Source organism: Methyloglobulus morosus KoM1, assembly GCF_000496735.2.
Taxonomy (GTDB): Bacteria; Pseudomonadota; Gammaproteobacteria; order Methylococcales; family Methylomonadaceae; genus Methyloglobulus; species Methyloglobulus morosus.
On the sequence record NZ_AYLO01000059.1, the window covers coordinates 21,913 to 45,016 of the forward strand.

22 protein-coding genes are annotated in these 23,104 nt (G+C 48.1%); 6 read left to right on the forward strand and 16 right to left on the reverse strand.

Going from position 1 to position 23,104, the window contains the following annotated elements; translation table 11 throughout:
- Nucleotides 1-242 precede the first annotated feature (242 nt).
- Complete coding sequence (locus MGMO_RS08585) at nt 243-950, reverse strand: ComF family protein (protein ID WP_023494660.1); 708 nt, start codon at nt 948-950, stop codon at nt 243-245.
- Between the two features lie 70 nt (nt 951-1,020).
- Between MGMO_RS08585 and bioB the strand changes: the two genes are divergently transcribed.
- From bioB to bioD, 6 genes are all read left to right on the forward strand, one after another.
- Nucleotides 1,021-2,013 carry a biotin synthase BioB gene (gene bioB / locus MGMO_RS08590; protein ID WP_023494661.1) on the forward strand — a complete coding sequence of 331 codons (993 nt, stop codon included), beginning with the start codon at nt 1,021-1,023 and terminating at the stop codon, nt 2,011-2,013.
- A complete protein-coding gene (locus tag MGMO_RS08595; RefSeq protein WP_023494662.1) occupies nt 2,010-2,855 on the forward strand; it encodes a DUF4393 domain-containing protein in 846 nt (281 codons plus the stop codon). Before bioB ends, MGMO_RS08595 begins: the two co-directional genes overlap by 4 nt.
- A gap of 88 nt (nt 2,856-2,943) precedes the next feature.
- On the forward strand, nt 2,944-4,152 hold the full coding sequence (locus tag MGMO_RS08600) for an aminotransferase class I/II-fold pyridoxal phosphate-dependent enzyme (protein ID WP_023494663.1): 1,209 nt from the start codon (nt 2,944-2,946) through the stop codon (nt 4,150-4,152).
- The gene (bioH, locus tag MGMO_RS08605; RefSeq protein WP_023494664.1) at nt 4,149-4,919 is read left to right on the forward strand and encodes a pimeloyl-ACP methyl ester esterase BioH; all 771 of its coding nucleotides are present in this window, start codon (nt 4,149-4,151) and stop codon (nt 4,917-4,919) included. The genes MGMO_RS08600 and bioH overlap by 4 nt, the downstream gene beginning before the upstream one ends.
- Entirely contained in the window at nt 4,919-5,704 is a 786-nt protein-coding gene (gene bioC / locus MGMO_RS08610; RefSeq protein WP_023494665.1) for a malonyl-ACP O-methyltransferase BioC, read from the forward strand. The genes bioH and bioC overlap by 1 nt, the downstream gene beginning before the upstream one ends.
- Nucleotides 5,705-5,710: 6 nt before the next feature.
- The gene (gene bioD, locus MGMO_RS08615) at nt 5,711-6,397 is read left to right on the forward strand and encodes a dethiobiotin synthase (RefSeq protein ID WP_023494666.1); all 687 of its coding nucleotides are present in this window, start codon (nt 5,711-5,713) and stop codon (nt 6,395-6,397) included.
- Between the two features lie 6 nt (nt 6,398-6,403).
- Here bioD and gspD read toward each other — a convergent pair whose 3' ends face one another.
- The 15 genes from gspD to glnE are packed head-to-tail and all read right to left on the reverse strand — an operon-like array spanning nt 6,404 to nt 23,022.
- Nucleotides 6,404-8,632, reverse strand: coding sequence for a type II secretion system secretin GspD (gene gspD, locus MGMO_RS08620; RefSeq protein WP_023494667.1), 2,229 nt, complete (start codon nt 8,630-8,632; stop codon nt 6,404-6,406).
- Nucleotides 8,613-9,320: a hypothetical protein gene (locus MGMO_RS08625; RefSeq protein WP_023494668.1), complete on the reverse strand. Its 708-nt coding sequence runs from the start codon at nt 9,318-9,320 to the stop codon at nt 8,613-8,615. The genes gspD and MGMO_RS08625 overlap by 20 nt, the downstream gene beginning before the upstream one ends.
- Nucleotides 9,317-9,904, reverse strand: a complete 588-nt coding sequence (gspM, locus tag MGMO_RS08630) for a type II secretion system protein GspM (protein WP_023494669.1) — start codon at nt 9,902-9,904, stop codon at nt 9,317-9,319. The genes MGMO_RS08625 and gspM overlap by 4 nt, the downstream gene beginning before the upstream one ends.
- Complete coding sequence (locus tag MGMO_RS08635; RefSeq protein WP_023494670.1) at nt 9,888-11,021, reverse strand: PilN domain-containing protein; 1,134 nt, start codon at nt 11,019-11,021, stop codon at nt 9,888-9,890. The genes gspM and MGMO_RS08635 overlap by 17 nt, the downstream gene beginning before the upstream one ends.
- Nucleotides 10,996-12,009: a type II secretion system minor pseudopilin gene (locus tag MGMO_RS08640; protein ID WP_023494671.1), complete on the reverse strand. Its 1,014-nt coding sequence runs from the start codon at nt 12,007-12,009 to the stop codon at nt 10,996-10,998. The genes MGMO_RS08635 and MGMO_RS08640 overlap by 26 nt, the downstream gene beginning before the upstream one ends.
- Before the next feature lie 27 nt (nt 12,010-12,036).
- A complete protein-coding gene (locus MGMO_RS08645; RefSeq protein ID WP_023494672.1) occupies nt 12,037-12,732 on the reverse strand; it encodes a prepilin-type N-terminal cleavage/methylation domain-containing protein in 696 nt (231 codons plus the stop codon).
- Nucleotides 12,719-13,147, reverse strand: coding sequence for a prepilin-type N-terminal cleavage/methylation domain-containing protein (locus MGMO_RS08650; RefSeq protein WP_023494673.1), 429 nt, complete (start codon nt 13,145-13,147; stop codon nt 12,719-12,721). The genes MGMO_RS08645 and MGMO_RS08650 overlap by 14 nt, the downstream gene beginning before the upstream one ends.
- Nucleotides 13,134-13,688: a GspH/FimT family pseudopilin gene (locus MGMO_RS08655; protein WP_023494674.1), complete on the reverse strand. Its 555-nt coding sequence runs from the start codon at nt 13,686-13,688 to the stop codon at nt 13,134-13,136. Before MGMO_RS08655 ends, MGMO_RS08650 begins: the two co-directional genes overlap by 14 nt.
- 57 nt (nt 13,689-13,745) lie before the next feature.
- The gene (gene gspG / locus MGMO_RS08660; protein ID WP_023494675.1) at nt 13,746-14,174 is read right to left on the reverse strand and encodes a type II secretion system major pseudopilin GspG; all 429 of its coding nucleotides are present in this window, start codon (nt 14,172-14,174) and stop codon (nt 13,746-13,748) included.
- Between the two features lie 12 nt (nt 14,175-14,186).
- Nucleotides 14,187-15,404: a type II secretion system F family protein gene (locus MGMO_RS08665; RefSeq protein WP_023494676.1), complete on the reverse strand. Its 1,218-nt coding sequence runs from the start codon at nt 15,402-15,404 to the stop codon at nt 14,187-14,189.
- Between the two features lie 13 nt (nt 15,405-15,417).
- Nucleotides 15,418-17,118: a type II secretion system ATPase GspE gene (gene gspE / locus MGMO_RS08670; protein ID WP_023494677.1), complete on the reverse strand. Its 1,701-nt coding sequence runs from the start codon at nt 17,116-17,118 to the stop codon at nt 15,418-15,420.
- A 14-nt stretch (nt 17,119-17,132) separates the two neighbouring features.
- On the reverse strand, nt 17,133-18,140 hold the full coding sequence (gene waaC, locus MGMO_RS08675; RefSeq protein WP_023494678.1) for a lipopolysaccharide heptosyltransferase I: 1,008 nt from the start codon (nt 18,138-18,140) through the stop codon (nt 17,133-17,135).
- 8 nt (nt 18,141-18,148) lie between these two features.
- The gene (gene waaF / locus MGMO_RS08680) at nt 18,149-19,183 is read right to left on the reverse strand and encodes a lipopolysaccharide heptosyltransferase II (RefSeq protein WP_268768302.1); all 1,035 of its coding nucleotides are present in this window, start codon (nt 19,181-19,183) and stop codon (nt 18,149-18,151) included.
- 4 nt (nt 19,184-19,187) lie between these two features.
- Nucleotides 19,188-20,114 carry a branched-chain amino acid transaminase gene (locus tag MGMO_RS08685; RefSeq protein ID WP_023494680.1) on the reverse strand — a complete coding sequence of 309 codons (927 nt, stop codon included), beginning with the start codon at nt 20,112-20,114 and terminating at the stop codon, nt 19,188-19,190.
- A 25-nt stretch (nt 20,115-20,139) separates the two neighbouring features.
- Nucleotides 20,140-23,022 carry a bifunctional [glutamate--ammonia ligase]-adenylyl-L-tyrosine phosphorylase/[glutamate--ammonia-ligase] adenylyltransferase gene (gene glnE, locus MGMO_RS08690; RefSeq protein WP_023494681.1) on the reverse strand — a complete coding sequence of 961 codons (2,883 nt, stop codon included), beginning with the start codon at nt 23,020-23,022 and terminating at the stop codon, nt 20,140-20,142.
- Nucleotides 23,023-23,104: the final 82 nt, after the last annotated feature.

Below are 23,104 nucleotides of genomic sequence, written 5' to 3' on the forward strand. Positions count from 1 at the left end.
ACGCATTAAATAGCCAAGCCTAAGTAAGTCGAAAAAAAATATACTCCGATGCAATTTGTTTATTTGCCAACCTCATCACATTTTTAAAATATTCGTAAGGAAAAAGTAACATCTTTTTTCGATATTTTGGAGAAAGCTGCAAATGGGCAAGCGCAAACGTATCAGATAAATAAAGCCGCGAGTCCAGCTGTTAATAACGAAGTTTGGATAGAAGGCGTTAGGTGTGATTTTTACATGTCCCCTCAAGCTCGCGCGCAAACCCAAACGTCAACCCGGCTTGCTCCCGCCTTTTTTAATTCAGCCGCCAACGCATTCGCCGTAGATCCCGTCGTCATCACATCATCCAGGATCGCAATATGACGGCCACGTAAGGGTTTTTGTATGGAAAACGCACGGCGCAAATTCTGGCGGCGTTTTTTGGCGGACAAGCCAGTTTGGTGCGGCGTGTCTTTATGGCGGACGCAACTGGCGCAATCGATGGGAATTTTTAGGGAAAGCGAGACGGTTCGGGCAATTTCCAGTGCTTGGTTGAATCCCCGCTCATGATAGCGGGCTTTGTGCAGCGGTATGGGGATAATGCAATCCGGTTTTTCTGCCGTTTTGTCAAGGTAGTCAGCCAATAGGCTACCCAGCAAGCGGGCATTTTTGAATTGTGCGCCAAATTTTAACCCTGTAATCAAATATCGGATTTCGTCTTGATGGATAAAGGGTGCGTGGGTTTCATCAAATGCAGGTGTTTCACTGAGACAACGACCGCAGAGCACAGGGACGGCAATAGGGGAAGCAAAGGTTTCCGCGCAACGATAACAGCACAGGTTGTTCCTAGGCAGGCGGTGATAACAGGATTCGCAAATGTCTAATCGGTTAAAGCCGTTGTTACCGCACAAAATACAGGTAGGCGGGAACAGGGTGTCCTGTATAATGGCTAACCAGTTGTAAACTTTTTTCATTGCTATGGGTTGACAAATGAGTTCGTCGCTTTTTACCCTTAAGCCATTATTGTAATGGGAGATTTAAAGAATGTCTGCAAACCCTGAACGTATTCGCCATAACTGGCATTTGGATGAAGTCTTGGCATTGTTTGCCCTGCCGTTCAACGACTTGATTTATCAGGCACAAACTGTCCATCGGCAGTATTTCGATCCGAACGAAGTCCAGGTCAGCAGCTTATTGAGCATTAAGACCGGCGCGTGTTCGGAAGATTGCGGCTATTGCCCCCAAAGCGCCCGTTACGATACCGGCTTGAAAGCGGAGCCGATGATGTGCGTTGAGGATGTGATTGCAGCCGCGCAGCAGGCTAAGTCACAAGGCGCATCCCGTTTCTGCATGGGCGCAGCTTGGCGTAGACCGAAGGATAAGGATGTCGAAAAAGTTGTGGAAATGGTGCAAGGCGTCAAAGCGTTAGGCATGGAAACCTGCGTTACTTTGGGCATGTTGACCGATGAACAAACCGCCAAACTGAAAGAAGGTGGCTTGGATTACTACAACCACAACCTGGATACGTCCGAAGAATTCTATTCCGAAATTATCACCACCCGCACCTATCAAGACCGCCTGGATACGTTGACACGGGTGCGCGATGCCGGGATTAACGTCTGCTGCGGCGGCATCGTCGGCATGGGCGAAAGCGACCAAGACCGCGCCAACCTGCTGATCGAACTGGCCAATATGCCCAAGCATCCTGAAAGCGTCCCCGTCAACATGCTGGTGCAAGTCGAAGGGACACCCCTGATGGGTGCGGAAGAGCTTGATCCATTCATGTTTATCCGAACCCTTGCCGTAGCGCGGATTATGATGCCACAATCCCGTGTGCGGCTCTCTGCCGGACGCAACAACATGAGTGACGAGATGCAGGCGTTATGCTTCCTGGCCGGGGCGAATTCGATTTTTTATGGGGAGAAACTGCTGACGACGGATAATCCGCTGACTAATCAGGATAAGGTTTTGTTTGAGAGGTTGGGGGTGAATATGGGTGGGTTACAATCAACAGCTATGCATAGGAATGATTCATGAACGAAGATTCTAACCAAGAAAGCAACGAGCAAGTCGGAGGAATAGTTAAACAAACAATCGATTCTGCTACAGCGTTGGCTAAAGCTGTTCCGATTTATGAAGACGCAATTCAGCCTCTAGCAAAGGAAACTGGTAAAGCTCTGGGTACATTGGGGAAGGCTGTTAATGTTGCATTGGCACCTATTTCGCTTGTTGTATGGGGTTACGATCAGATAAAAGAATTTTTGGAAACCAGAGTAACTGAAAAACTAGAGAACGTGCCAGAAGATAGAATAACAACCCCTCCTACGAATATCGTTGGTCCAGCCGTAGAAGCACTAAAGTTCACTGGGCAAGATCCGACCCTCCAAGATATGTTTGCCAATTTAATAGCCAACTCCTTGGACTCGAAAACTGTTCTAGAAGCACATCCATCATTTGTTGACATGATTAAAAACCTTTCACCCGATGAAGGTTTGATTCTTAAACTATTTGCTTCGACGCAGAATTTCCCAATGGTCGATGTTAGGTTAAATAACAAAAATGATAGCTCATTCAATGTGTTACATAGAAATGTATCCCAAGTAGGAGTCTTATCAAACTGCAAACATCCTCAACTAACCGCAAATTATCTAGATAATCTTTGTCGTTTAGGAATTCTTGAAATTCCATCAGGCCAAAGAATAAATGACCCGAAAGCATATGAAATATTAACTAGCGACCCAAGCCTAGAGCAGCTAAAAAATCAAATTGATGGAAACGAAGAATTCTTTATTGGATTCGAGCAAAAATTTATTCAAGCCACTGGATGGGGGAGGCAATTCATTAACGCATGCATAATAGATAAACGGGTTAAAGGTTAAATGTATAACAAGTATCGTAGGGTGTGTTTTACGCACCAAATACTAAGGTGCATGGAATGCACCCTACTTTTATTTGTAAGATTCTGTTTTGTTTGATTTATCCCTAAAGCTAGACGAACGGTCGCAACAGGGTTTGCGCCGCTCAAGACGCATTGTTGAATCCCCGCAAGGCATTAACCTGATTTGCGACGGCAAAGCTGTCGTCAACTTTTGCAGCAACGATTACTTAGGCTTGGCTAACCATCCTGATGTCATCAATGCCTTCAAGTCTGCATCGGACAAATACGGCGTGGGCAGCGGCTCGGCGCATTTGATTTGCGGCCACAGCCGTGCCCATCATGCGTTGGAAGAGGAGCTGGCGGCCTTTACCGGACGTGATCGCGCTTTGCTGTTTTCCACGGGTTACATGGCGAATATGGGTGCGATTTCGGCCTTGGTCGGGCGAGGCGATACGGTGTTGGAAGACCGTTTGAACCATGCGTCCTTGCTGGATGGCGGTTTGTTGTCGGGGGCGAGGTTTAAGCGTTATGCCCATGGGGATGTAGAGCATTTGCAAAATCTATTAGGAAATAGCGAAGCAAATAAGAATTCTGTTGATATCCCTCACCCTAGCCCTCTCCCAAAGGGAGAGGGGATTTCCCGTAGGTTGATTGTGACTGACGGCGTGTTCAGCATGGACGGCGATATTGCGCCTGTGCAAGCCTTGTCGGCTGTCGCCAAACGGCATGATGCTTGGTTGATGGTGGACGATGCTCACGGGTTGGGTGTATTGGGCGACAATGGCGTCGGTATTCTTGAAGAATTGAAGCTAAGCCAAGACGATGTGCAGGTACTTGTTGGCACATTGGGCAAGGCATTCGGCACATTCGGTGCTTTTGTCGCAGGCTCGGAAGAATTGATTGAAACTTTGATCCAACGGGCACGGCCTTATGTCTATACCACTGCCTTGCCGCCTGTCATCGCGGAAGCGACGCGCACCAGCCTTAAGCTTATCCAATCGGAAGGCTGGCGGCGCGAAAAGCTCAGGCAGTTAACCAGCCGTTTCAGGACGGGCGCGGAACAATTAGGCTTGCCTTTGATGGCATCGACTTCGCCCATTCAACCGATTTTAATTGGCGAATCAGAACAAGCCGTTGCCGTTAGCAACGCCTTATTTAACCAAGGCTTTCTGGTCAGCGCAATCAGGCCGCCCACTGTGCCTGTCAATGCTGCAAGATTACGCGTGACTTTTTCCGCAATGCACGAAGAACTTCAAATCGATCAGTTACTGGATGCCCTCGCTAAAGCCATAGCATGACCAACATTCATACGGAAACTTTCGGGCAGGGCAAGCCTATCGTGCTGGTCCACGGTTGGGCAATGCACAGCGGCATTTGGCGGGCGTTTGCAAAAGGACTGGCGAAACATTATCAAGTAACCTTGGTTGATTTGCCTGGGCATGGACGAAGTGGGGCGATTAAGCCATTCACGCTTGAAACGGTTAGCACAGCCTTGGTAGGGGCCATCCCTAATGAACCTTGTTGCTGGCTAGGCTGGTCACTCGGTGCAGCTTTCGTGCTGGAGATTGCCCGTCGTTTTCCAAGCCGTGTCAATAAAGTGACCTTACTTGCCGGAACACCGTGTTTTGTAAAAAATGATGCCTGGTCGGGCATGGATGTTACGGTTCTCGACAAGTTCGCGGAAAGTTTGCAACAAGATGTACATACTACTTTGCTCCGGTTTTTGTCTTTGCATATTAAAGGCTTGGATAACCAGAAGGCCACTTTGCAGGAGTTAAAAACCTTGGTTTTTGAAACGCCAGAACCCAGTCAACATACCTTGCAGCAAGGATTGGATATCCTTAAACAAGCTGATTTAAGGGATGTGTTTGCCAATCTTAAAATACCCGTTGCGGTTATTTTAGGTCGACTGGATACCTTAATCCCCGTTTCCGTCGGGGTAAAGATGCATGAATTATTGCCAGACGTGGCTTTAACCGTGATTGACAGGGCAGGGCATGTGCCATTCTTGTCGCATCAAGAAGCATTGGTTAATGCAGTACGTCGTTTTATGGATAAGGGATAATGCGGGTAAAGACCAAGATAAAACAATCGTTTGCAATGGCTTCGACAACTTATGATAGCGTTGCCTTATTGCAGCAGAAAGTTGGTGGACAGCTCATACAGCGGATAGGGAATGTTGGTCGGCTTGATACGGTTATCGATATAGGCTGTGGTACGGGTTTTGTTGTCAACGAGATTTTAGGTCGAAAACACGTTGTACCCGAACAAATTGTTGCGCTGGATATTGCTTTGCCCATGTTGCTGCTGGCTCGCAGTAAATTGAAAAATAATAATAAGGTTACTTTTCTCTGTGCGGATGCAGAATATTTGCCGCTACAGGCACAATCGGCGGATTTAGTTATTTCCAACTTAGCCTTCCAATGGTGCAATAACCTGGAGAAAACATTGGCCGACATAAAGCGAATATTGAGGTCGGAAGGCCAGTTTTATTTCACCACCTTTGGGCAGCAAACATTGTCTGAGTTAAGGTACGCCTGGCAAGAAGTTGACGATTATGCCCATGTGAATACGTTTGTCAGTGCGGGGCAATTAACGGATTATCTGTATCAAGTGGGATTTAAGCAGGTCGAGGTGGAAACTTGCACTTATATTTCAACCTATGAATCCGTTTGGGACTTGATGGCCGAGTTAAAGCAATGGGGTGCACATACTGTATTGGAAGGCTGCAATAAGCAGCTGACGCGCAAATCAGCCATGCAACGCATGATTTGTGCTTACCAACAGCAAGACAAAAATGGCTTGGTGTCGGCGACGTTTGAAGTCATTACAGCTGCGGCCAGGGTATAACTCAAGATGGAGCAAGGGTATTTTATTACCGGAACGGACACCAACATAGGCAAAACCTGGGCAACCGTCGCCCTGATGCAGTATTTCAAAAATCAAGGGAAATCGGTTATCGGCATGAAGCCCGTGGCTTCAGGATGCACCCTCAAAGACGGTATGCTGGTTAATGATGATGCGCTTTTGCTCCAGGAACATGCGACAGTCAAGCTGGATTATCGGCAAATTAATCCTTATGCTTTTTCACTCCCCGTTTCCCCGCATATTGCCGGGAAGGATAATCCCGTCGATTTGGCTGTTATTGTTGATGGTTTTAATGCCATCAGCGATTACGCCGACGCCATCCTGGTTGAAGGGGCTGGCGGTTGGTATTCGCCACTGAATGAAAGCCAGGATAACAGCGACCTTGCGGCGGCGCTAGGCTTGCCTGTGCTACTCGTAGTGGCGATTAGGCTAGGTTGTATCAACCACGCAAAGTTATCTTACCAGGCAATAATAAGCAGCGGTGTTAGTTGTGCTGGTTGGATTGCGGTTTGCACCGACCCTAATGAACGGTGCATCGAAGAAAATATCGCCATGATAAAAAAACGGCTGGATGCGCCGTTGCGGGGCGTGCTGCCCTATAAGGATGTTCCCAATTTTGATGAATTGGCAGGCGGCTACTCGTTTGCAGCTTCACTGTTACTTAGCCAGTCTTGAATTTTTTTACCAGTTTCTTGCGCGCCACCAATCACCCTTTTTCTTGGGTTTAGCTGGATCGTAGTACAGGCCTGTCAGCTTTCTCTTGAATTCATCGGTGATGACCCTAGCATCTTGTTTTGATGTGACGACACGAGGGGTAATCAATACCACTAATTCAGTTTTGTCATCTTTTAAAGTCGTATCACCAAATAATGAACCGATATACGGTATTTCATGTAAGAAAGGAATCCCATTCTTGAGATAATTCTTTTTAGATTCTATTAGTCCACCTAAAGCAATGGTTTCACCGTCTTTTACTGCCACGGAACTTTCGATTTCTTTCTTTTGAATTGTTGGCGATGTTGAAACACCAGTCGTTGTAGCGACAGGTGTGCTGACAGTTTGGTGGATATCCATAATGACCATACCACTTGAATTGACCCTAGGCGTAACTTCCAATATAACCCCTGTATCCTTGTATTGAATTTGGTTAGCTTGGGCAAAACCTGTGCCTGTGTTTGTGCCGGTGCTGGCGATGGCATTGGATAGGCTGCTGGTTTGGATGGGGACTTGGTCACCCACATTTATTTTGGCCTCCTGATTATTTAAGACCATCAGCGACGGCGATGAAATTACTTGGACATTTCCCAGATTGGCTTGTGCATTTAATAAAGCTTTGATAGCCCCTGAGCTATAAATGGCGCTTAGCCCACCCGTTGCAGCGGCAGCGGCAGCGGTAGCGGCGGCAGTACCAAATTTTGCTCCGGCTACAGCCGTTGGGGTGCTACCAATGCCACTGGCATCTTTCGCCAAATACCACTGAATACCATATTGTAAATCATCATTCAACGAAACTGCTGCGATTGTGGCGTCTATCAATACTTGTAAAGGGATAATATCCAACTGCTTGATCACTGGAAGGATTTTTGAATATTCTTGAGGCGTGGCGACCACAATGATGGAGTTATTGGCGATATCTGCGACAATCTTTGTTTCATTGTCGCCTGAGCCGCCACCGGAACTGCCGCCAGATTGAGAGCCTCCTGCCGAACTTTTTTTGCGTTTGACGGACGTTGTTGCATCGGTTTTTTGGCTGTTACTGCTGTCGAAAGAATCTTTATTGCTGGTCGTTGCCGATTTTTTTCCGGCGGCTACTTTGGCGGACTTATCCCTGGGGCCGGCACCCGTAAAAATTTCATTGAGCGTACCGGCCAGTTCCTCGGCATCCATGTTTTGGACCCTATATACATTGACCCCGCCGCCGGATTCGGTATTCGCCCTGTCCAGCCGATAAATCCAGTTTTCAACGTCTTTCAAATAAGCGGCTTGGTGAGTAATTGCCAATACTGCGTTCATTCGCTCTATGGGCAGGAAGCGGAAAAATTCACTGTCTTCCTTGCCGGTAGAGGTATTGAACACGGCTTCCAGTTCATCTATGACTTGGTCTGGCTCGACATGCTTCAGCGGGAACAGGGCAAAAGAGCGCCCCCTTAACAAGTCGATATCAAAGGTGCTGACCATGTCCATCACGCGCGCTAATTCGTCCGAGGTCCCTTGCGCCACGATAGTATTGCGGGTGCTATCTACGGTTAAGATCGTTTTTTCATGCACCATGGGCTTTAGGATGTCGGCAACTTCCTGGGCGGCGACATTACGGATAGGGATGACCCGGGATTGGTATCCCGTGCTGCCGCCCGCAACGGTGGCACTGTACAAGGCCTCCGATTTTGGCTCTATATGATAAATTTTGCCATCCTTGACCAAGGCCGCATTGTTCATGCTCAAGACCATTTCCAGGGTAGGTAAAAGTTCTGCTTTGCTCAACGGTTCTTTCGTATTGAGGGTGACTTTGCCCGTCACTTTTGGGCTAAGGACATAGTTTTCCCCTAAAATGTCACTTAAAATAACTTTGGCGACTTCACCTAGGTCGGCATCGTCAAAATTTAGGCTGTAAGTGCCCGCCCCCCCTGGCGTTGAACTACGTCGATGGCTTTCGCCCTTGGGCGTAAAACGATCCCGGGCGGGGTACATTTCGATTTTCGATTGCAAAGCATCGTTAATAGGCGTTTTGTTTTGCAGGTCCCTCAAGCTTGCACTTCCATCTGCCCCAGTCCCCTCGGTGCGATCTTTGAGTACAGGGGTGAGCGGTATTTTAGCGGACCGTTTTGGGGGCAAAAGCTCACAGCTGGGCAGCGTTAAGGCCAAGGTAAGTATGCAGGCAACCTTGATTGAGTTACTGAAATTGTTCATCATTGTTATTCTCGAAGTTGGAGTCACTTGATTCATCGGGGATAAATTCTGGTTCTAATGCCGGTTCAGGCACAGGCTCAGGGATGGGCATCGGTTGTTGTCCAGGCACAATCTGTGGCTGTCCAACTTGGGTAGGTGTGGTTGGCGCAACTCTGGAATCGCCGGTATTACTCACTGGTTCCTTGGGTTTGGGCTTCCTCAAAGGCAGTTCTTTTTGCTTACTGCCTTGGCTGACAACCACTTTGTCTTTCTGTATGTCAATCAGTTTCCAGCCGTCTATATCGTTATCTTTAGTGACTTTCCGGTAATTATCTTTAGGGGTTTTGCCGGTTGTCCTACTCAATAAGGCGTAAAGCTTATTTTGGTAGGTATAAATGCCGTTCACATCCCAGTTAAATGATTCTGTCGCCGCATTGGTTACAGGGATGGGTTCGTTGGTGGGTTCGTTGACTGGCTTTCTTCCTTGTATGAATAATGGCCTTGAAACCAAATCCGTATAGCTGGTTTCAGGATGTTTAGCCAGCTCAATGGAAGGTAATTGCGCGACCGCCTTTTTTGGCTTATTTACAGATTCGACAGTTTCAAGTAATTGTTTTTGCGCGTAAATGGCATACATCCATTCGCAAAATATGACGAGCAGTAAGCCCGCGCACATGACACCTAGGAATTTGATTAACTTTATGTTCATCATGATGATTGCGCCCTCATGAAGCTGATGGCCTGAAAATTGATATTCAGCCCGTTACTGGGTTCAATCTGGCGTGTTATTCGATTTCGGACGCTGCGCATAGGCCTGATATCCAATTGTTCGATTACAATCAGGGGTGCGGCTGTTTCCAACTTATACAAGACTGCCCGTAGCACTTCGATACTGCCCGTCATCCTGACGCTGACGGTTATTCGGCTGAATTTGTCTTTGTTGGTGGGGGGCAGCACCTGGGTGCTGCTCAATTGCCCACCCGCCTGCACGATGGCTTGCTTAATGAACTCCTGCATTTGCGCAGAGGCGAGAGCGCTGGTACCTTGGGTGTTGAAGTACTTTTGGTCTTCATGTTGTTGCTTTATTGCGGCTATATTCCCTACTATCGCCTCTTTCCCTGCCAATATTTGTTCATATTTTTTTAGGGTGAATGCTAAATTTTCTTTGTTTTCATGCAATTCCAGGCCTTTGCTTATAATTGGGACGATAAGCACCAGTACGACTAACAGTACGACCAAAGCGAGCAGCCCTACAGCAAGCCATCGCTGAGCTTGGGGGTTATTGCTCAGATCCATTGGTATCTCCTGGCTTGATAATATCACCTGCCTTAGTAATATCAACGGTGATCTGAAAGCGTTCCAATTTGGTTACATTATCGCGGGTAACGGGCGAAACAAATTTTGCATTGGCAAAAATATCGGATGCTTCCAATACCGAAATCAGTGATGAAGCGGCCGGTGATTCGCCTTGGACTTGCAATTGGCCGCTTGCATACTGTGCATAAGCCAGCCAGGTGTCATCCTTGATTAATTTGCTTAGGGTGTCCAGTACGGACACTACGGGCGGTTTTTCGGTTTTTTTGTCGATCAATTGCTGGGTTTCATCCACCAAGGCATCGACTTCAGCCTGTAAGGCTTTAGTGCTTTTGGCATCTTTTTCAATGGCCGCAATTTTTCGTTGTAACTCATTGACTGACCTGGATTCAAACCAAACCGGCAAGGCCAGCGCAGACAGCATGAGCAATGCGACGATGCCGGTCAATAAACCATGAATTAACTGTGCGGTATTGTCCGATTTTTCCCGCAACCATTCGGGGAGGAGGTTATAAGGTTCTTCATTTCCTTCCAGGTCGTTGGGTACATCTTCGTAATCGGCAAATTTTGGCACCATGCCAAAAGCTTTGATGTCCCTGCAAAAAGTGTCAAGGACTTCCCGCGCCGTAAGGATTAACACCACTCTGATCTGTCCTGGTTCGTTGATTACGTCCAAGGCCTTAACCGCATAGTAAGCATGTTCCGCACTAAACGGCGAATACCTCGACAATTCGTAGGTGACAACCTGGTACAGGTTCTCTTTGGCAGCGACAGGAAGGGAGAGTTCTTTTTGGATGGCATATTTTCGGGTCAACCGGAATACCAGGTCGGCTTTTTGCAGGCGTTCGTCAGATGCCAGTAATTCCTTAAATTTGGCTATCCCTTGTTCGTCGCGGTCAACCTTGATGAGCGGTTCGTCCCGCCATGCAAACCAATAGCTCAAGGCAAATTGATTGCCCTCCGGACGCACAATAATAGTACCCCGCTGGTCATTGACTAGCTGTTTAATCTTTTCTGGGATTAGGAAGCTAAGTTCACGTTTCCACCAGCGAAAGAATTTTTTAAAATCCAGGTCAATCGCTGAGTTCAGGTTCGGCATATTGTTTAACTAATAATTCGCTCATTTCATCGGTATACAAGGATTCTCCATTAGTTGGGTTGCGTTGCCACTCCAAAATATTAAATGGCGGCGGCTGATTGGTATCCGATAACCCAGACTGCCCAACGCCCGACTTTAACACGGTTGCAACCACTATAGCGCTGGTTTCATCGGCCATTAAAGCTTCGGACGTTATCTTAATCGTCTCGTTTGAAGCCCCCAAAATACCGCTTTTGACGAGGCCACCTTGAAATTCCGGCGTAGGCAAGTCGTTTTTTGCACTGTCAAGTCTAGTTGCAACATAACTTTCTATCAAGGTGGCATCCAAATTAGGTATGATTTTCATGACTTTAGTGGATGCTAGCTTTAAGTTTACCTGTGGCTGTCCCGAATAAACAGTAATAACGGGCTCCAGCCAGTTATAAATGTGTTCATCCATCCCTAAAACCATTTGTAGCTCTTCCATCGTCTGAAAAGGTTTGTTGCGGGGCTGGTATTTTAACCCTGCGTCTTTGTATTCTTTTTTTTCCGCGCCATCGATACTTAACAGGTCGTCCGGGTCTCGCCAATCCATTATTGCGGCAACTAATTTTGCTTGCTGCTCTTCTTCTGCGGGCGCTTGTGAAAAAAGGGCTTGCAGCAATGGCAGGTCGGCTTTGTTGATGTCTATTTTACCGGATTCCGACAGCAACCGCAGGCGGATGCGGGTGTCGCCAAAATCCACTTGGTAAATATTGCCGTCCGCACGCCAGCTCTTGTTTGGTTCGGGATTTAACAGCATCATCTCGGCGTACGCAATGCCTGCTTCCGCTGTTGCAATCGCCCCTGCGTTGTCCTTTATGCCTGCAACGACGGTCGACTCCCTGCGCATCGTCAACGCAAAACTGCCGGCCATGATGGTCAACAGGCTTAATACCCATAAAACAAGGACTAAGGCAAATCCAAGCTGGGTGGATTTTACCTGAGAATATTTGTTTTTCCTATCCATTGCCTATTACGGTGAGAATAATGATTATTATTGATCGTCAATAGTCGATTGCTGACCCGCTTCTTGCTCTTCGTTAATCAGCGTTTGGTCGTCGGAATTCGATTGCGTCGGTTCAGCTTTAAGCTCAACGACCATTTCTGGCCAGAAACCGCCATTATCGCGTTCAATCTTGATTTTGACCAAGCGGGGCTGGGTTTCCTCGCCAAGCCAGTCTTCCTGCCATACCCCTTCCGCCTGAGGATCATCCAGTTTGTAGTAGTTCAGCGAAAAATTACGGACATGCCTCAATAACGTCACTTCTTCCTTATGCCATTCTTCACCTTTTGCAATGGGGTAAAATGGCGTTATGGAGACTTGAATAAGTTGCTCATCGCCGTCTTTAATCAATTTAAGCGAAAACAACTGTAACCCAGACTTTTTGGCACTGGCCGGAAACGACGAAACAAATTGCAATTCTTGGTTTTTGCCCTGAAAAGCGAATATCCTGTTGCCTTCTTCCGAAAAATTATCCCACAAAGGAATTGCGGTGCTTAGGTGATGTTGGAAAAATTGGTAAACGACCGCGACATCGTTGACTTCGGTGATTTTGTCTTCACCTTTTTGCCAGCTATCCGCACAGATTTTCATGCTGCTGAACAGCAAGACAACCATGATGCCAAGTAGGGTCATCGCGATCAGCACTTCTATCAGGGTAAAGCCCAGGTTGGTTTTACGGGCCTGCATTGTCTTTTGCTGCCAGCTTTAAGGTGGTTAATCGTATTTGGCGGTCATCGCTCCCGGCCTCGCCATCACCCCAGGTGACGGTCACGCTGACTTTATAGAGCTGTGCAGGCAGGCTTTTGGGGTCAAAACCCTCGGCGCTCGATACATAGGGGTTGATAGTCAGTCGCCAGTAGTATTTTTTATTTTCATCGCCTGAACTTTGATGGCCCTTTAACGGTATTTCCGAACCGGCTTTAGCCAAGAGCGATTCGGCGATTTGGGTGGCAACCGTATAGTCCTCGGCGACCATCGCGTTATTGACGCCGCCAGAAAATATTTTTAGTAAAATGCCCAGGGACAATGCCAGTATCGAGAAGGCAATCAGGATTTCCAAAAGGGAAAAACCCTGTTGTTTGTGTTGCTTACTTGGTTTCAAGTTCGACCTGTCCCGTTAACCAATTGATGTCGATTTGCCAAGTGGCTGAATTCATCTCCAATTTGATCCGCCCTCCGCTGGATGAGCCGTCAGGGAAAAACCGGATATTCGCTAGGCCTTTCCCTTCCAGTTCTTCTTGTGCTGTCACGACGGTCAGGGCAATGGTGTCAGGGATGGTGAACACTTTGTCACGGTCGCTGACAGTATAGGTGTTTTCGTTAAGGTTTAGCGCTACGGTCGTTTCTTCATGGGAGATGAGCGCCTGTCCCTTGGCAAAACGCAAGGCGGAGACCATGTCCCTGGCGGCAGACTGGAGCTTTGTGGCGTCATTTCCAGACGAGATGTTAAGGCCGATTGCCGAAAATCCTAAAATGACAATAAACATCACCAGCATCAATTCCAGCAGGGTGAAACCTTTGCTGAAACCCAGATCAGTAACATTGGGGGGCTGGGTCTTTAGCCTGCTTTTAAAGGATTTGCCCAGAGGGCTTTCAGCGTAGCCCCTGGAATTTCTCAGCGTTTGCGGATAAAACAGGGTCACGTCTAATGGGGAACTGATGGTATGGACTGCACTAAAGCCTGACGGTCAAGAGCGCTATTATTCCCAGCTATTCAGGTCTTTGTCTTCACCGTCACCGCCCTCTTTGCCATCTGCACCGAGGGAGACGATGTCAAATTTGCCATGTTCGCCCGGTGAGGTGTATTTATATTCCTGATTCCAAGGATCGAACGGCACTTTGGATTTCCGTAAATAAGGGCCGTTCCAGCGTTGTGCGCCGTCGGGCGATTCGATAAGGGCGTTTAAACCTTGCTCTGAAGTCGGATAACTACCGACATCAAGTTTATACATATCCAGCGTTTGCGAGAGGTCTTCAATCTGCACTTTAGCGGCTTTAACCTTGGATTCGCCCATGTGTTTCATCACTTGCGGGCCAACCAAACCGGCCAGCATAGCGATAATGCCAAGTACGACCAACAATTCCAGTAAAGTAAAGCCAGTTTGTTTGCGTGTGTCGTTGTGTTTCATAGTTGTTTTCCGTTAAAAAGCCAAATCGTTGACGCTCAGTATTGCCAGTAAGATTGATACAATAATACCAGCAATCATCAGCCCTAAAGTGATAATTAAAGCGGGTTCAAGCAGTGCCAGCATTCGCGCAATGGACACGCGTAGTTGTTTATCATAAATCGTGGCGACACGCAGTAACATTTCTTCCAGGCGACCCGTTTCTTCGCCCATTTTGATCATTTGCATCGCCATTTTGGGGAAAATGCCCTTATCGTGCAATGCATCGTACAGGTGCTTGCCTTGTTTTAATTGCACCTCAGCATCTTGTATGGCATCTGCCAACACCAAGTTGTCCACCGTTTCCCGCACGATAACCATTGCGGACAATATGGAAACACCATTACCCAATAAAGTTCCCAATGTGCGGCTGACATTGGCGGTTTCTTTATGCAAGATGATGGTACCGGCTAAGGGGAGCTTTAAAAAAATGCCATCCCATTTTTTTTTTCTGATGGGGTCTGCCATCTGATATTTCATGTAGCTGGAAGCAAAAACGACTGCGCCAATCAATAGCCACCAGTATTTTTGCAACCATTCTGCCAATGCGACCACGATTTGCGTCGATACGGGTAAAGCTTTACCTGCACTTTCAAACATTTCCGTAAATTGCGGCACCACGAAGGTCAGCATCACAAATAAGGATGCCAGCGACATCACCAATAAGATCGCCGGATAGATTAAGGCCGTGCTGACGGTATCTTTTAATTCCTGTGACCGTTCCAGATATTCTGACAAACGTGTTAGCACTTCACCTAAATTGCCGCCCGCTTCGCCTGCACGGAGCATATTCAGGTAGAACTTGGAGAAAATTCCGGTTTGCTTTTCTAAGGCATCCGCCAACGACGAACCGCTTTTGACTTTTTCCAGCACTTTGCTAATGAGTTTGCTCAAGCGTTCATTCTCGTCCGTGAGGTCGATCAAGACGGATAAGGATTTGTCCAAAGGCAAGCCCGATTCCAGTAAAGTCGCTAGTTCACCGGTAAACATGCCTATGTCTTTTTGCGATAACTTGTTTTGCTTTCCGCCCAATCCCAGCCCTAAAAAGGATCTGCTATTGGCTTGCGTTACGCTTATTGGTATATAACCTTCTGACTGCAAGGATTTTATAAGGGATTGTTCGTCGGACGCATCGCGGATGTTTTCTTCAGTTTCACCTGTGCTACTTATGGCTTTGTATTTGAACAATGGCATTTAAGGTTTCCGTTTAGGCTTCCGAAGTAACACGCATGACTTCTTCAATAGTGGTATTACCTTGGATTGCTTTAGTCAGCCCGTTCTCAAACATGGTCGTCATACCTTCCTCGATAGCGAGTTTTTGGATAGCCCCCGCTTCTTCATGTGCCATGATGAGCTTGCGGAGCGGGTCGGTCATTTGCAGGAATTCGATAATCGCCATACGGCCACGATAGCCCATGCCGCCGCATGATGTACAGCCTACGGGCTTATATAAAGTAATGTCGCCATCAGGGACAAAACGACGCAAACGTAATTCTTTGATAACCTCTGGCGATGCTTGGTACGGTTTTTTGCAGTCGGGACACAGTTTTCGCACGAGCCGTTGCGCCAATATGCCGTTCACCGTAGAAGTCAGCAGGTATTCTTCCAACCCCATGTCCAGCAACCGAGTAACGCCACCGGCGGCATCATTGGTATGTAAGGTTGACAAGACCAAGTGACCCGTGAGGGCGGATTGCACCGCGATCCGTGCCGTTTCCAGGTCGCGCATCTCACCAATCATGATGACATCGGGGTCTTGGCGGACGATGGAGCGCAAGGCCGAGGCAAACGTGAGGCCAATCTGCGGCTTCGCCTGTATTTGGTTAACGCCTTCCATTTGGTATTCCACCGGATCTTCCACGGTGATGATTTTGCGTTCCGACGTGTTCAATTGCTTTAATGCGGCATACATGGTGGTGGATTTACCGCTACCGGTCGGGCCGGTAATCAGGATAATGCCGTGTGGTTGCGACAGCACCTCGATAAATTGTTGCAGATGCCGTCCGGCAAAACCCAGGGCGGCAAAATCAAATACGGTGTTTTCTTTGTCAAGCAGACGGATAACGACGCTTTCGCCATACATGGTCGGTATCGTTGAAACCCGTAAATCTAACTCTTTACCCAGCATCTGCACTTTGATCCGGCCGTCTTGAGGCAGGCGTCGCTCGGCAATGTTCAGTTTCGCCATGATCTTGATACGGGAAATAACGGCGGCAGTTGATTTGACTGACGGTGCATCGATTTCTTTCAGCACGCCATCAACCCGCAACCGGACTTTTAAGGTTTGTTCAAAAGGCTCGATATGGATGTCCGATGCTCGGGTTTCTATCGCCCGCTGCATAATCAGGTTGACCATCTTGATGACTGGGGCTTCGCTCGCCAGGTCTTTCAGGTGCTCCAGGTCTTCTTCGCCGATGTCGTCTACATTCAGGTCGTCTATGGTTTTGTCCATCGCCGAACGGCCTTCACCGTATTGGACTTCCAACGCGGCATCTATTTCGGAAAGCAATCCGACTTTGACGGCGATATCTTTACCCGTAACCAGCTTTAATGAATCGACGACGAATTCATCCTCAGGATCCATCATGGCAACCGTGATGGTATTTTCGTCCTGGTCCAAGCCAACAACATGGTACTGTTTGAGGAAACGTAAAGAGACACTTTCGGGAAGTTGCGTTTCCAGCGGGTATTGTTCCGGTTTTACCTTCTCGAAATGACCGGTCTCAACAAAGGCATCGGCAACGTCGAGCTCTGAACATAGCCCCAATTTTACCAATAATTGCGGCAAGCTTTCTGCCACCGATGTTTTTTTTACGCGCTCAACTTTTTTCAATTCCGAAGCGGAAATCTTGTCCCACTGTTTAAGGATATTGAATAAAGCCTGATAAGGTTCAGCCTGCTGTGTCATGTAAGTTGCAATTTTTAGTCTGTTAAATTAGGTAACAAGGTGTTTGCCAGTTCGATTATTTCGCGTTCGTCTATGTCCTTGATCGAGTAATCTGCCCTATTAAGCTTATAAGGGTTAACCGTCGAATCGGATTTAATCACCTTGTTGATTTCCGTTTGATATACCCGGCTGGTTGGTGTAGGGCCAAAAATGGTAATTGAAGGCCTGTTTAATGCCCAGGCGATGTGGGTAGGCCCCGTATCATTGCCTATCACTAAATCCGCCTTCCCAACCACTGTTTTCAAATCATTCAAATCGAGTTTGGGTAATACTTTAATATTAGCACATTGCTTAGCCATCCAGTCTGCCTTCGCCCGTTCTTGTCCATTACCCCATAGTGTGAGGCACGAGCCGGATAAATTCTGTGCAATATTCACAAACTTCTCAATGGGGTAGTTTCTGCTTTCCCAGGTTGAACCGATAACGAATACAATATTGTTACGGTTTTTTGGGAAAAATTCATCAAGTTGCGGATTGGGGGTGTCGTTGTATAAAAAAGGTTTTTTGCTTAGGATTTCATTGCTTGTGATGTCGAAACCTAGTGGTTTTGATAACACGAGGGCGTTTCGGTCAATCGTGTTTTCATGATAAGGACACGCTACTTTGACATCGTAAAACCAAGATGCGGCTTTTTCCCGGATGGACTTGGCATCGAATCCAGCCACTTTTTTGCCGAGCAAACGGGCGGTTATAGCTGACTTGATTAGCCCTTGGGCATCAATGACCAAGTCATAATTATGTTTTGAATAGCCCCGTATTTTTTTTATTTCCTGAAAAATTCCCCATTTATTTTTCTTCAACGCCTTGAGGTTAATGGTGAGTATCCGCGAAATGTCGGGGTTATGCTGTAAAATCCCAGCAAATCGCTCTTCGACAATCCAGTCAATTTCAATAGTGGGCGCATGTTGCTTGATGAACTGGAGCGCAACCATCGCATGAATAATATCACCCAAGGCAGAAAGTTTGACGATGGCGATACGCATAGATAGGCTCAATCGCCAATTAGTTCAAGGATTCGTTCAGGCTTGATTCCGGTCAGGCATCGGGTATGGTCTGGATGTCCAACGGGATATAAGGGGCATACACGCTTAAGGCAGGGGGCGCAGGGGAGATTTAAGGACACGGTTTGGGCTTTTTTGCACAGCGGCGGCGCAAATTCGGGCGGGGTTGAGCCATAAATAGCGATGACGTATTTATTTAACGCCGCTGCCAGGTGCATAAGCCCCGAGTCATTGGCGACAACGGTATTTGCCAGCGACATTAGCTCAACCGCTTCTAGCAATGACGTTTGGCCGACAAAGTCCCGGCATTGCTGGTTTGTTAGCTTATTAATGGCCGCTGCCGATTCCTTATCTTTCTCCGAACCCAATAACCATACTTGCCAACCGTGCTGGATTTTTGCCTGCGCGACCTTGGCAAAGTAATCTGCCGGCCAGCGTTTGGACGGCCCGTATTCAGCACCTGGGCATAAGGCAAGAATTTTTTCGCTAAAGGTTAAGCCAAATTTCTGGATGACGTTATCTTGGCCTGATTTGTTGGCGGGAAGGCTGGGTTGTCCGCAATTAGGGGGCTGCTTGGCATGACTGGGCAAGCCAAGCGCAACAAAACGTTGCACGGTCATGGTAAGGATGCCTTTATCCAACTTTCTTACATCATTAAGCAATCCCCAGCGGTACTCGCCCCGGTATCCGGTACGGTGAGGAATGCCGGCAAAAAAGGGGACGACTGCCGACTTCCAGGAGTTGGGCAGGACAATCGCTTGGTCGTAGCGTTCTGTACGCAGTCGCAGGCCGAGCTTGATTCGCGCCATCAAGCCAAATTGCCCGTGACCCAAGGGCATGACGATTGCATTGGCTACTTGCGGCATCCTGTCCAATAAAGGCAAGGACCAGGCCGGGGCCAGTACGTCAATCAGGCAGCCTGGAAAGGCTGTTTTCAGCGAAAGGAACAGGCTTTGCGCCATGATCATATCGCCCACCCAAGACGGCCCGACAATTAATATTTTTTCGGGTTTGTGCGTATTCAAGCAATTAGGCGACGTAGGTCAACCATTCCGCGTGGTCGCCCCTGCGTCCGTGGACATAATCGAAATACAAGGCCTGCAATTTTTGCGTAGTAGGGCCACGGCTGCCGTGCCCTATGGCACGGTTATCATATTCGCGGATTGGCGTGACTTCCGCCGCAGAACCGGTGAAAAACGCCTCATCCGCGACATAGACTTCATCACGGGTGATGCGTTTTACCGTAACCGACAGCCCTTGTTCTTCAGCGATTGTGATAAGCGTGTCTCGGGTTATGCCTTCCAATGCCGAGGTGGTTTCGGGTGTGTACAACTTGCCATTGCGGACAATAAACAGGTTTTCGCCGCTGCCTTCGGCGGCAAAGCCTTCATGGTCCAGCAATAAGGCTTCGTCATAGCCCGTCGATAAGGCTTCCTGCAAGGCCAATATGGAGTTGATGTAATTGCCGTTGGCCTTGGCTTTGCACATGGTGCTGTTGACGTGGTTGCGGGTATACGATGACGTGCGGATACGGATGCCTTTTTCCATGTTTTCCGCACCCAGATAAGCGCCCCACGTCCAGGCCGCAACCATGACATGGACTTTTAGGTTGTCGGCGCGCAGCCCCATGCCTTCCGAACCATAAAAACACATGGTGCGGATATAGGCGCTGTCCAGGTTGTTTTTGGAAATCGCCTCCTTTTGGGCTTGGTTGATTTCATCCTTGCTAAAGGGCATCGGCATGTTCATGATATGCGCCGAACGGAACAGGCGGTCGGTATGTTCCTGCATTTTGAATATCGCCGTACCTTTTTCGGCGTGATAAGCGCGCAAGCCCTCAAACACGCCGCAGCCGTAATGCAGGGTATGTGTCAACACATGGACTTTGGCATCCCGCCAGGCAACCCATTGTCCGTCCAGCCAGATTAGGCCGTCTCTATCGTCCATCGTGTTCATTCATTCACCTATATTTACTGTTAATTCAATTGCCGGCGGATCCCATCACCTTATGCCAGATGCCTTCGACTTGTTTTCTTAATCCGTCTGCTTCGATTTCGTCAATGATCGCCTTATCCCCTTGCAGCACTTGCTTATGCCCAATATCCCGATAGGTACAATATGCCGTTTTCAGGGTTTCCGCTTCAATGGGGGAGATAAAGCCTTCTTTAGCCAGGCATTCAAGCAGCCTGACATTGTCGGTATATGTCGTTAGCGCCGCCTGTTTTGCCGCATTAGCCAGAACCCCGAATTGTACTATAAACTCAATGTCAGCAATACCGCCTTTGCTCTGTTTCAAATCAAATTTGTTGGTCGCTTTGATGTCGAGCGTGGCGCGCATTTTCTCACGCATGTCGCGGACTTCGGCTTTCAGTTGGGTTTCATCCCGAGTTAAGCCCAAGATTCTATGGCGAATAGATTCATAGTGGGTTTTCAGTCGCTGGTCGCCCGCGATGAATCGACCACGAACCAATGCCTGATGTTCCCAGGTCCACGCTTGATTTTTCAGGTAGCCTTCATAAGTGCCGATGTGGGTGACCAATAAACCCGAATCCCCGTTGGGGCGTAGGCGCATGTCCACGTCGTAAAGTACCCCGGACAATAGTTTGGTGTCGAGAATATGCCGGATCTTTAGCCCCAACCGTCCATAAAATTGCGAGCAGGATAACGGTTTCTCACCCGATGTCATCGCATTGCCGTCAGGACAATCGTATAAAAACACGAGGTCAAGATCCGAGCTATAGCCTAATTCTATGCCTCCCAGTTTGCCGAAACCGATAATGGCGAAGTTGATATTATCGTTGCTGGTGTCGGGCGGAAAGCCATGTTTGTCCGTCAGCATGAGCCAAGTTCGCCCGATGACGTTCTCGACAATGCTCTCGGCGATGTAGGTCAAATAATCGCTGACCACCATAAGCGGGATTAGCCCCATAATATCGGCGGCGGCCACGCGCAATACATTCAGGTGCTTGAATTGCCGCAGCGCTATCATCAGTTGTTCCAAATCCTCAATGTCGATGGCGGCCAATAAAGCTTTAATCTGCTGGTTGAGGTCGTCTCGTTTCAATGGTTCATAGAGTGTGCGGGTATCCAACAGTTCATCGAACAACACAGGATACAATGCCAGATAATCGCAAATCCAGACGCTGGCAGACGCAAGGCGGATTAATTGGTTCAAGGCATCAGGATTCTCAGATAGCAAAGCTAGGTAAACATTCCTACCCGCGACCGCTTCAAACAGCTTGACTAAGCGTATTAAAGTCTCATCGGGGTTATCGGCCTGTTGCACCGATTCGATCAGTTGCGGCATGAGGCGATCAATAATGCCCGCGCCCTTTGTCGTCATTCGCCGAAGGGCGGTCGAATTCTTGAAATCCTTGATGGCTTTCAAGGTTTCCTCGGCGGACTGGAAACCGCCTTTTTCCAGATAGCTTTTCAATTCCTCGTCTTCAGCAACGCAAGACCAGATTTTTTGGCTCAGATTGCCCTTTTTTTGTTGCTTCGATACGGCGAAAACTTGGTCAAAAATGGACTGCACAGCCGCCCTGACACGATCCAATTCGCTTTTAAAGCTTTGCCAATCCCCAAAGTCCAAGGAATAAGCGAGTATTGACTGGGCTGTTTCTGATGTCGGCAGGTCGTGGCACTGCCTATCCTGATATTGCTGAATATGGTTTTCCACCCGGCGCAAAAAACGGTAAGACTGGCTAAGTTGCTCGGCATCCACGTGCGGAAGCAAATTTTTGTTGTCTAATATTGCTAGGACATCTAGGATACCGCGTGTTTGCAAAGCCTTTTCGTTGCCGCCGCGAATAAGCTGAAACGCCTGCCCAATAAATTCAATCTCGCGGATACCGCCGGGCCCCAGCTTTATATTGTCTAGGCGGTCCTTACGTTTTAATTCCTGGTTGATTTGCAGTTTTAACGAACGCAATTCTTCAAATGCGCCATAATCCAAATAACGACGGTAAACAAACGGCTTTAGCATCGCCATGAGTTGAGCGCCCATCCTGAAATCGCCTGCGACTTGCCGTGCCTTTATCATCGCGTAGCGTTCCCATTCGCGTGCCTGGGTGAGGTAATAGTTTTCCATGCCATCGAAGGACAGTGTGACCGCACCACTGTCGCCAAAAGGGCGCAAGCGAATATCGGTGCGGAACACAAAACCGTCTACGGTTATGTCATCCAACACCTTGACCAGTTTTTGGCACAGGCGGGTAAAAAACTCGCTGTAGCTGGTTTCCTTGCGATCTGGCAGGGCGCCTTCTTCGGGGTAAGCAAAAATCAAGTCAATATCAGACGAATAATTCAATTCATAAGCCCCCAGTTTGCCCATGCCCAACACCACGATTTGCTGAGGGCTGCCATCCGCAAGTAGGGGTGTGCCGCGCAGTTCACAGGCTTGCCGATAAAGGAAAGCCAATGCAGCCTGAATGCAGGTATCGGCAAGCAACGATAAATCCAGTAATGTTTCGCCAAGTTCAGCCCAGCCAGCTAAATCGCGCCAGGCGATCCTGACCATTTCACGGCAACGGAACTGACGCAGCTTAGTCATTAAGTCCGTTTCGTCCGCGATTTCCAAATGCGCCAGCTTGGTTGGATAGGTGTGTTCGGAATACAGGCCCTCTAGGTCGCCGGAATCGATCAGGTCAACCAACAACGGAGGTTTACGTGTGCAACTTTCGGCAACGAATTCGCTGCAACACCAGACTTTCGGGATGGATTGGATGAGTTTGTCAGATGGATTTAAGTTGGGGTTATTTTGATTGAGCAGGGTTTGCCAGTTTTCCAGGCTGGATTTGACGGGTTCTTGAAGTGCTTCCGGTAAGGTTTTGAGGTGAGGTTCTATATCGAGAATTGTCAACATTTCAGAAATATGGAATCTGTTGGGTTAGGCTCGCAAATTGATACAAATTAAGAAACCCGGGCGGTTGAGCGAGCCGTAACCC